The organism is Streptomyces sp. NPDC057271 (genome assembly GCF_042668715.1).
Lineage (GTDB): Bacteria > Actinomycetota > Actinomycetes > Streptomycetales > Streptomycetaceae > Streptomyces.
The window spans coordinates 1-8,419 of the sequence record NZ_JBHUYJ010000179.1 but is presented as its reverse complement, the minus strand read 5'-3'; the positions used below and the strand labels follow the sequence as shown (position 1 = coordinate 8,419).

10 protein-coding genes and 1 pseudogene are annotated in these 8,419 nt (G+C 70.9%); 7 read left to right on the top strand and 4 right to left on the bottom strand.

What is annotated here, in order from left to right:
* On the top strand, positions 1-443 hold a 443-nt coding region (locus ACFUJR_RS37985), incomplete at its 5' end, for a DapH/DapD/GlmU-related protein (RefSeq protein ID WP_383179808.1).
* Positions 444-548: 105 nt separating this feature from the next.
* On the top strand, positions 549-869 hold the full coding sequence (locus ACFUJR_RS37980; RefSeq protein WP_383179813.1) for a hypothetical protein: 321 nt from the start codon (positions 549-551) through the stop codon (positions 867-869).
* 209 nt (positions 870-1,078) lie between these two features.
* On the opposite strand, the gene ACFUJR_RS37975 is transcribed toward ACFUJR_RS37980, so the two are convergent.
* Positions 1,079-2,089 carry a quinone oxidoreductase family protein gene (locus ACFUJR_RS37975; RefSeq protein ID WP_383179811.1) on the bottom strand — a complete coding sequence of 337 codons (1,011 nt, stop codon included), beginning with the start codon at positions 2,087-2,089 and terminating at the stop codon, positions 1,079-1,081.
* Between the two features lie 391 nt (positions 2,090-2,480).
* Here ACFUJR_RS37975 and ACFUJR_RS37970 point away from each other — a divergent pair, with 391 nt between their 5' ends.
* Positions 2,481-4,091, top strand: a complete 1,611-nt coding sequence (locus ACFUJR_RS37970) for a serine/threonine-protein kinase (protein WP_383179805.1) — start codon at positions 2,481-2,483, stop codon at positions 4,089-4,091.
* On the opposite strand, the gene ACFUJR_RS37965 is transcribed toward ACFUJR_RS37970, so the two are convergent.
* Together ACFUJR_RS37965 and ACFUJR_RS37960 are read right to left on the bottom strand one after the other, a co-directional pair.
* Positions 4,074-4,367 (bottom strand): DUF397 domain-containing protein, encoded by a 294-nt coding sequence (locus tag ACFUJR_RS37965; protein ID WP_383179802.1) that lies wholly within the window; start codon positions 4,365-4,367, stop codon positions 4,074-4,076. The two genes, ACFUJR_RS37970 and ACFUJR_RS37965, sit on opposite strands and share 18 nt — an antisense overlap.
* Complete coding sequence (locus tag ACFUJR_RS37960) at positions 4,339-5,181, bottom strand: helix-turn-helix domain-containing protein (RefSeq protein WP_383179799.1); 843 nt, start codon at positions 5,179-5,181, stop codon at positions 4,339-4,341. The genes ACFUJR_RS37965 and ACFUJR_RS37960 overlap by 29 nt, the downstream gene beginning before the upstream one ends.
* Before the next feature lie 115 nt (positions 5,182-5,296).
* On the opposite strand from ACFUJR_RS37960, the gene ACFUJR_RS37955 reads away from it, so the two are divergent.
* Positions 5,297-5,521 carry a hypothetical protein gene (locus tag ACFUJR_RS37955; protein ID WP_361436268.1) on the top strand — a complete coding sequence of 75 codons (225 nt, stop codon included), beginning with the start codon at positions 5,297-5,299 and terminating at the stop codon, positions 5,519-5,521.
* Positions 5,522-5,770: 249 nt separating this feature from the next.
* Complete coding sequence (locus ACFUJR_RS37950) at positions 5,771-6,712, top strand: hypothetical protein (protein WP_383179795.1); 942 nt, start codon at positions 5,771-5,773, stop codon at positions 6,710-6,712.
* 106 nt (positions 6,713-6,818) lie between these two features.
* Here the strand turns inward: ACFUJR_RS37950 and ACFUJR_RS37945 are convergent, their stop codons facing one another.
* Positions 6,819-6,995, bottom strand: coding sequence for a hypothetical protein (locus ACFUJR_RS37945; protein WP_383179792.1), 177 nt, complete (start codon positions 6,993-6,995; stop codon positions 6,819-6,821).
* 181 nt (positions 6,996-7,176) lie between these two features.
* Between ACFUJR_RS37945 and ACFUJR_RS37940 the strand changes: the two genes are divergently transcribed.
* Both ACFUJR_RS37940 and ACFUJR_RS37935 read left to right on the top strand, forming a co-directional pair.
* Complete coding sequence (locus ACFUJR_RS37940) at positions 7,177-7,755, top strand: phosphoesterase (RefSeq protein WP_383179789.1); 579 nt, start codon at positions 7,177-7,179, stop codon at positions 7,753-7,755.
* Positions 7,752-8,330 (top strand): annotated as a pseudogene (locus tag ACFUJR_RS37935) (alkaline phosphatase D family protein); the annotation flags it as partial. The gene ACFUJR_RS37940 and the pseudogene ACFUJR_RS37935, both read left to right, overlap by 4 nt.
* Positions 8,331-8,419 lie beyond the last annotated feature (89 nt).

Below are 8,419 nucleotides of genomic sequence, written 5' to 3'. Positions count from 1 at the left end.
GCCGGGAGGGCAGTCGTCAGGCGCGCGAAGCGCGTCAAGCCCGCTGCCGCAAGGTAAGCAGGAATCTCCCGGCTTCAGCCGGGAGAGCACTTCAAACGGACCACGGCCTGAACCTCGACCTCGCCGAGCGCGTCTTCATCAACCAGAACTGCACGTTCCTGGACTACGCCGGCATCCGCCTCGGCGAGCGTGTGATGGTCGGGCCGAAGGTCACGTTCATCACCAGCGGCCACCCGGTCGATCCCGAGGAACGGCGGCTGTACCTCACCGGCGCACCCATCGACGTGGCGGAGAACGTGTGGATCGGCGCCGGTGCCACCATCCTGCCCGGCGTCCGCATCGGCCGTGACGCGGTGATCGCGGCCGGTGCGGTCGTGGCCGACGACGTTCCGCCGGCAAGCCTGGTGACCGGTGGCAAGGCGACCGTGCGGCGCACGTGGTGACCGTGCCCTTCGGGACCGCATATCGCGTTGTGGGCGGCCGGGGGCGCGCATAGGGTCGCCGGCATGTCCGTACGTCCTCGTATGCGTGAAGCCCTGCCCGTCGCCATGCGCGCCCGCGACAAGGCCGCCGTGAGCGCCCTGCGCTCGACCCTCTCCGCGCTGGACAACGCCGAGGCCGTGCCCCTGGCCGAGGACCAGCTCCGTGGCACCGCCCTCGAGGCCTCGCCCGCCGGTGTCGGTGCCACCGAAGCCGTACGGCAGGAACTGAGCGAGCAGACCGTGGTGGAACTCGTCCGCGCCGAGGCCACCGAGCGCCTGGAGGCCGCCGCGCAGTTGACCGCGCCCGCGCACGCCGACCGGGCCGAACGGCTCCGCGCGGAGGCCGCCGTACTCCTGCGCTTCCTGGACGGGCCCGGCGCCGCCTAGATGTCGTGTCCCGGGAGGTTGTGGACGGGTGTTTTTTGCCAGGTCTCGGCTGAGGGATCTTGAAGGGGTGTGACCCGGATACGCCAGAAACCCGCCAGAACCTGATCTCGGCCTGCTGAGTGCCTGACGCTGTCGGGGATCTTGGCGATGACGGTCGGCCATGCCCTCGCCATCTCAGTCTCCAAGATCCCCGACCTCGTCACCCGCGATCAGCTCTGCGTCTCCTCACGGCGTCCCATAGCGGCGGCATCGGGTACGACGAGCAGCTTGCCGGTGGTACGCCGAGCCTCCAGATCGCTGTGGGCCTGGGCGGCCTCGGACAATGCGTAGCGGCCCGTCACGGTGACCTCAAGCGCCTTGGAGCGCACCCACTCGAACACATCGGCGGCCCGTCGGAGCAGTTCGGACCGATCGGCGATGAAGTCCCCGAGGCTGGGCCGGATCAGGGTCAGCGAACCGCCGTGGGCCAGCCGAATCGGATCAAACGGAGGCACGGCACCACTTGCCGCGCCGAAGAGCACGAGATGGCCGCGGGTTCGCAGGCTGGCGAGGCTCGCATCGAAGGTGTGCGCGCCGACGCCGTCGAAGACAACCGGCAGTCCCTGACCGCCGTTGAGCCGCCTCACCTCGGCTGCGAGATCGTCGACTTCGGAGGAAAGGATCACCTCGGCGGCCCCGGCACGCTTCGCCAGCTCGGCCTTCGCCGCGGTCGACGTCGTGCCGATCACCCTGCCGCCGAGATGGGTGATGAGCTGGGTCAAAAGGAGCCCCATGCCACCGGCAGCCGCATGCACGAGCACCGTGTCGCCCCGCTGGACCGGGTATGCGTCTGTGACGAGATAGTGCGCGGTCATTCCTTGCAGGAGCACGGCGGCGGCAGTCTCGAAGCCGATGTCGTCGGGCAGCGGCACCAGCCGGGAGGAGTCCACGACGGCCCGCTCGGCATACGTGCCGGGAATCTCCACCCAACCGACCCGGTCCCCGACTGCGACGTCAGCGACGCCGGGTCCCACTTCGACGACCGTGCCGGCGCCCTCAGCGCCCGGGGTGAAGGGCAGCGGGAGGCTGTACCGGCCTTCGCGGTGGTAGACGTCGAGGAAGTTGACCCCGGATGCGGCGACCTCCACGACCGCCTCGCCCGGACCCGGCCGCGGCTGGTCCACCTCGGCCTCCTGCAGCACCTCGGGACCGCCCACTTCGTACACCTGAATCGCTCGCATGACCCTCCTGTAACGGCTCTCGTCCCCCACCAACCCCGTCGATGGCGATCCGATTCCCGGTCAGGCGGCCGGCCTCGGCGCGGCCGACGGCAAGCGGTACGCGGTCGTCGCCTTCCCCACCAGCACGAAGGGGTCGGGCAGCTCCCCCGACAGCCGTCCTGGACGGGACGACCGGGGCCGACAAGGCACCGATCCCGGATTCTCACCGCTGCTGGTCAACACGTACGTGGGGCTGATCCACCGGGGGAACGGCCGGGTCGACGGCTTCCGGGCCACGCGCTGATCCCGGTGCGGCAACGCCCGGCCGTGATCGGGAGTCTGCCGCCCGCCGGGCGGTCCAGGGCCATAGGATCACCGCGCATTCAGGGGAGATCCGAGGGGGAGAACCGGTATGACACCGCGTGACGCACGCATGCCGACGGAGGCCGGGCCGTACCGGCTGCTCACCGAGTTGGGCAGCGGCGGCATGGGCCGGGTGTTCCTCGGAGCCGCTCCCGACGGCCGCCTCGCCGCGGTGAAGCAGGTGCACCGGCGGTTCGCCGCCGAGGACGGCTTCCGTTCACGCTTCCGGAGCGAGGTCGCCGCCTCGCGCAAGGTCTCCGGCGCCTACACGGCCGCCGTCATGGACGCCGACGCCGACGCCGAGCTGCCCTGGCTCGCCTCGGTGTTCGTGCCCGGCCCCTCCCTCGGCGCGGCCGTGAAGACCACCGGACCGCTGCCCACGGAGACCTTACGCCGACTGGCGCTCGGCCTGGTGACGGCGCTCGAGGAGATCCACCGCGTCCGTCTCATCCACCGTGATCTCAAGCCGGAGAACGTCCTGCTCGCCGAGGACGGCGTCCGCGTGATCGACTTCGGCATCGCCCGTGCGGTCGAGCCGGAAGCGGCCACCGCGCTGACCCAGACCGGCTGGGTGATCGGCTCGCCGCCGTTCATGTCGCCCGAGCAGGCCGAGACCAAGAAGCTCACCGAGGCGAGCGACATCTTCTCGCTCGGCGCCGTCCTCGCCTTCGCCGCGACCGGCCGCTCGCCCTTCGCGGCCGACTCGACCCTCATGACCCTGTTCAACGTGGTCAACTCCAAGCCCGACCTCGCCGGCGTACCGAAAGAACTGCGAGGGGCCGTCGCCCGCTGCCTCGCCAAGGACCCGTCGAGCCGCCCGACCGTCGCCGAACTCCGCAAGCTGCTCGGTCCCGTGTCCCCGGCGACCCGGCCCTGGCCGCCCGCCGTCCATGAACTGATCGCGGAACAGAAGGGCCGGCTGGAGGCCCTGTTGGGCGGGGACGACATCGCCGAGGACAGCACGTCCGTCCCACCCCCACGGGAACCCGAGCCCGCCCCGGCAGCCGAGACCGTCACGGCGCCCGTACGGGACCCCGCCCCCACCACTCGCGCACCGCGCAGGCGCGGCAGGCTCGTGGCCCTGCTCACGGCGGGCGCGGTCGCCCTGGCGGGCGCGGGAGTCGGCACGTACATCGCGCTTCGGGAGGACGACGGCAAGGGCGGCGGTACGGACGGCGCCGCGAAGAGTCCGGCGGACAAGTACACGAAGCTGCCGCTCTGCGCGGACGCGGCCCCGACGCTTCCCCTGCCGGCCCGGCGCGCGGACCAGGACAGCAGCGTCGAGAACAGCCCCGTCCACGTGACCCGCTGCTCCTGGTACGGAACGGAGGTCCACCCCACGGAGCTGTACCCGATGGACAAGCCGGAAGCCGTCGTCCGCTGGACCCTGATCCGGACGACCGGCGCGGACGGGAACGGTACGGAGCGCCAGGACGAGTCCTTCGACCGAGAGGCGTCGCTCTCAGGCCGCGAGGACGTCGGCCTCGGCGACGAGGCGTCCTGGGACACGTCCCGCCGCGACTGGAACTGCTCCCTGAACGTCCGCGACGGCAACCTCGCCGTCTGGGTCATGCTGACCGGCGACCGGCACCCCAACTCCACCTGCGAGGAGGAGGCCGTGCGGATCGCCAGGGCCGCGGTGTCAGCGATGCCCGAGTGACGACCCCTTGACCCCGTCGACGAACGCCGCCCACGCGGTCGCGGGGAAGAGGAGCGCGGGACCGGTGGGGTTCTTGCTGTCCCGGACGGGGACGTGGGCGGAGCAGGCGGCGTCGTTGACTTCGAGGCAGTCGCCGCTATTGCCACCGCTGTACGAGGACTTGCGCCAGGCGTCGCCGACTTCGAGGCAGTTGCCGCTGTCCCCACCGCTGTACGAGGACTTGCGCCAGCCGGGGACGACCGAGGCGTCAGGGATGCTCGTGCTGCTGTGATGCATGCTCGTATTCCTTCGCAACGGACCTGATCAGAGCAAGCGACTCGCAGTGGGACAGCGCGTCACCCAGAGCGTGATCGTAGTCGAGCTGACATGCGCGGACCATGTCCGGAGACTCCCAGACCCGCCCGCTGTTGAGGCCTTCCACGTACGCGATCGGGGGCTGGTCCTCGAACCACATCAGCGAGACGAACCCCTCCAGGAGCGTGTGGGCACCCGCACTGAACGGCAGTACGTGCACACGGATCCGGCGGGCCTCCGCCATGCTCACGATGTGACGGAGCTGCTCGCACATCACCGCCGCGCCACCTATGTTCCGTCGTAGCACGGCCTCGTCGAGGATCACCCAGAACATCGGAGAGTCGAAATTCTCCAGGATGCGGGCCCGTTCCAGCCTTGTGACGAGGAGCCTGTCACATTCGTCGTCGCCCTTGGGCTCAGGGCCCGAGGTGAGGACCTCTTCGGCGTACGCCCGGGTCTGGAGGACTCCGGGGACCAGTGTCGGCGCGTACACCCGGATCACCGTCGCCTGGCCCTCGAACTCCAGAGCCTCCTCGAAGTGCTCCGCCACCTTCTTGCCGTCCAGCATCGGCAGGAACCGCTCGAAGAAGTCGTCCCCTGTATTCAGCACCTGGTCCAGGCGCCGCGCGTCCGCCACGTCCGGGCGGCGGCGGCCCGCTTCCATGTGCGCCAGGTGGGTGCGCGAGATGATCGTCAGTTCGCTGAGGCCCTCCTGCGTGAGCCCCGCCGCTTCCCTTCGGCGTTTCAGCTCTTCACCGTATTTTCGGCGCGATTCAGGATTGTCCTCGATTGCCACGACCAACTCCCCGACGTGCTGGTTGCGTTGTCACATCCGAACCCCTGTCGAGCGTAACGTGATCCACGCCACTGTGTGACCGGAACAACACACAGAGCGAAAGGGCTCGCGCGCAATGCAAACCCCCCACGGTCCCGGCGCCTTCGTCGCCCATACCGGAACCGACGTCTACGGCCCCGGCAAGGTCATCGGCGTGGACGGAGTCCACCGGCGTGTGCGGTTCGTGCACTTCGTGGCCACGATCCGCGCCTGCGACCTCCGGCCCGCCACGCCCCGCGAGACGCGGGAGATCCAGGACTGGCTGCGCACGAAGCAGCAGCGGTACGGCGGCGAGTGGTGATGACGCTGCGCGTCTCGCGCGACGGCGGCCGCACCTGGTCCACCACCAGGACGTACGCACCCCGGAGAGGAGACGTGCCCGTCGAATCGATTCTGCGATTCCCGCCCTGCCGGTGCGCCCGCTGCATCGTCACATCGAGTGATCAGACGACCACGGAGCTTGCGGTACGGTGAGCACAAAAGCGGCCCCCGAGCTGGTTGCAGCCAGCGCCGAGGGCCTTCACTTCGAGTGCTTAGAGGAGCACCCGGAATGCTTCGTCATGCTAACGCGCCGACCCGGCGCTTCAGTCAGATCCCCCACGAGATCCTTCGGCATCCCGATCTCAATTCCGACGCCGTACGGCTTCTGTGCTGGCAGCTCTCGCTTCCCGACGGCGTCAACGAGCCGCTCTCCAAGACCGCCGAACGGGCGGGCATCCGCAAGGTCGCCTTCCTGCGCGCCAAGGGCCAGTTGAAGGCGGCCGGCTATCTCCACGAGTGGCGCGAGCAGGGCGCTCGCGGGCTCTGGGCCACCCGGCAGCTCGTCTCCAACGTGCCGCTGAGCCCCGCCGAGGTGTCAGCGGTGCGGTGCGGCCCTCCGACGGACACCCGTCCGGCCGCCGGTGAGCCGACCGGTCGGGCCGTCGGCCGTCATCCAGAAGGAACATCCGGGGAGAACACCTCCAACCCTCCCCCACCCGAGGCCGTCGAAGTCCCCGGGGGTCACGGGGGTCACGGGGGTCACGGGGGTCACGGGGGTCACGGGGGTCACGGGGGTCACGATGCGCCCGAGGCGCGCCGCCTCGTCGACGGGCTGCCCGCCCTCGATCCCCGGCTGCGCGTTCCGCGCGCCATGCTCCCCGAGTTGACGGGCCTCGCGGCCCGCTGGCTGGAGGCGGGGCACATGGCCGACGCCGTGCGGGACGCCGTCGCCCGCTGCCTGCCGGGCCGGGGCAGCCCCATCCACCGTCCCGGCGGGCTGCTGCGGTACATCCTGCGCGAGGTGCCGCCGGTCGCCCCGCCGCCACCGCAGCCGAGGGTCGCGCGCCTCCGGGAGTGCGAGAGCGGGCGGCATGTACAGCCGTACCTGTTCCTGCCCTCGGCGGACGAGGACCACTGCGACGACTGCCGCCGGCCCCGCACCGCCCTCACCACCGCCACCGCGCAGACCGGTCCTTCCCTGGCCCGCGCGGCCCTCCGGCGGCACCTGTAGGGCGCTGGACGGTTCGGCGCGGTCCGGCAGGTCCGACAGGTCCGACAGGTCCGGTCCAACCCTCCTGACGGCACACACGCGCGTGCGCGTTCGGGCGCCTTGCTGCTTACTCGTCGTCGTACCACTCACGGGGCGCACCCGGCTCGTGGTGCAGCCCGGCGTGGCCGCGCGGCAGCGAGCAGAAGAAGTTGCCCTGCAGGAGGAGGTCCCAGGTGTCCGGCCCCGGCATGGAGCAGCGAGGTGCGGGCTCCGCATCCGACGCGGGATTCTGATCGGTGGTCATACGTGCATTCTGCCTCGCGGAGGGGCATCGGCGCGTGCCTCACTGCACGCCTCATCCCCTCGGCACCCGGGAGTTGTCTGTACAACTCGGCGACACTGTTCTCCGACTCGTCTTCACAGGTTCACCCCCGACTGCTGCGATACACGGGCCATGTGAAGAGCGCTTGATCGAGGAGGCTCAGGTGAATCTCGTAGTCAACGGAGACGCGGAGAGCGGGCCCGGCGGGTCCGCCGAGCCGGTCACCGGCGTGACCGGCTGGGAGGTGCGGGAAGGAGCGCCCGCGCTCATCGCGTACAGCCTGGGCAACGGCTACCCGGGGCCCGCGGACCCCGGGCCGTCCGCCCGTGGCACGCGGTTCTTCTCCGGCGGCAACAGCCCGCGCACCGCCCTCGTCCAGGACATCGCCCTGCCGAGGACGGGCACCACGGGGTGGCGGCACATCGACGCCGGGCGGGTGCGGTACACCCTCGCCGGCTGGCTGGGCGGCTACGCCACGCAGGAGGACGGCGCCAGGCTGTCCGTGGAGTTCCGGAACGCCCAGGGGACCCCGGTCGCCCTGTCCGTGCTCGGCCCGGTGACGGCCGCCGAGCGGCTGTCCCGTACCGCGCTCCTGGAGCGTACGGCGACCGCGCGGGTGCCGCGTACGGCGCGCTCCGCGCGGGTGCTGCTCGTCCTCACCCGCAGCGGTGGCGGAACGTCCAACGACGGCTACGCGGACTCGATATCGCTCACGCTGCACGCCACGGAGGGACTCAAGTGACCAGGCTCAACCGACGCGATCTGCTCAAGGCCGCCGGAGCCGCCGGTGCCCTGAACCTCGCCTGGCCGCTGGCCGCCGGGCTCTCGCCCGCGCAGGCCCTGGAGGCCGCCCAGGCGCTGGGCGCCGACTACGACCCGGCGCCGTTCACCCTCGGCGTCGCGTCCGGCGACCCGCAGCCGGACAGCGTCCTGCTGTGGACCCGGCTGGCCCCCGAGCCGCTGGCCGCCGAACAGAAGCTGTCCGAGATCGTCGAGGTCCAGTGGGTCGTCGCCACCGACCCCCAGCTGACGCGGGTCGTCGCGGAAGGCACCGTGCCCGCCTCGGCGACGCTCGGTCACAGCGTGCACGTCCCGGTCTCCGGGCTGAGCCCGAACACCCGCTACTGGTACGCGTTCAGGGCGCTGGGCAGGCGCAGCCGGATCGGCCGTACGAAGACCGCGCCCGTCGGCCGCGTCTCCTCGGTGCGCTTCGCCGCGGCCAACTGCCAGGCGTTCCACGACGGTTTCTACGCGGCCCACCGGGGCATCGCGCGCGAGAACGTCGACTTCGTCGTCCACCTCGGCGACTACATCTACCTCTGATCTTGGCCAGTGCTCCGCCCTTCAGGGCGGGGGTGAAGGCCATCCTTGGACCGGAGGCGCGGAGCGCCGGAGTGCTCTGTGTC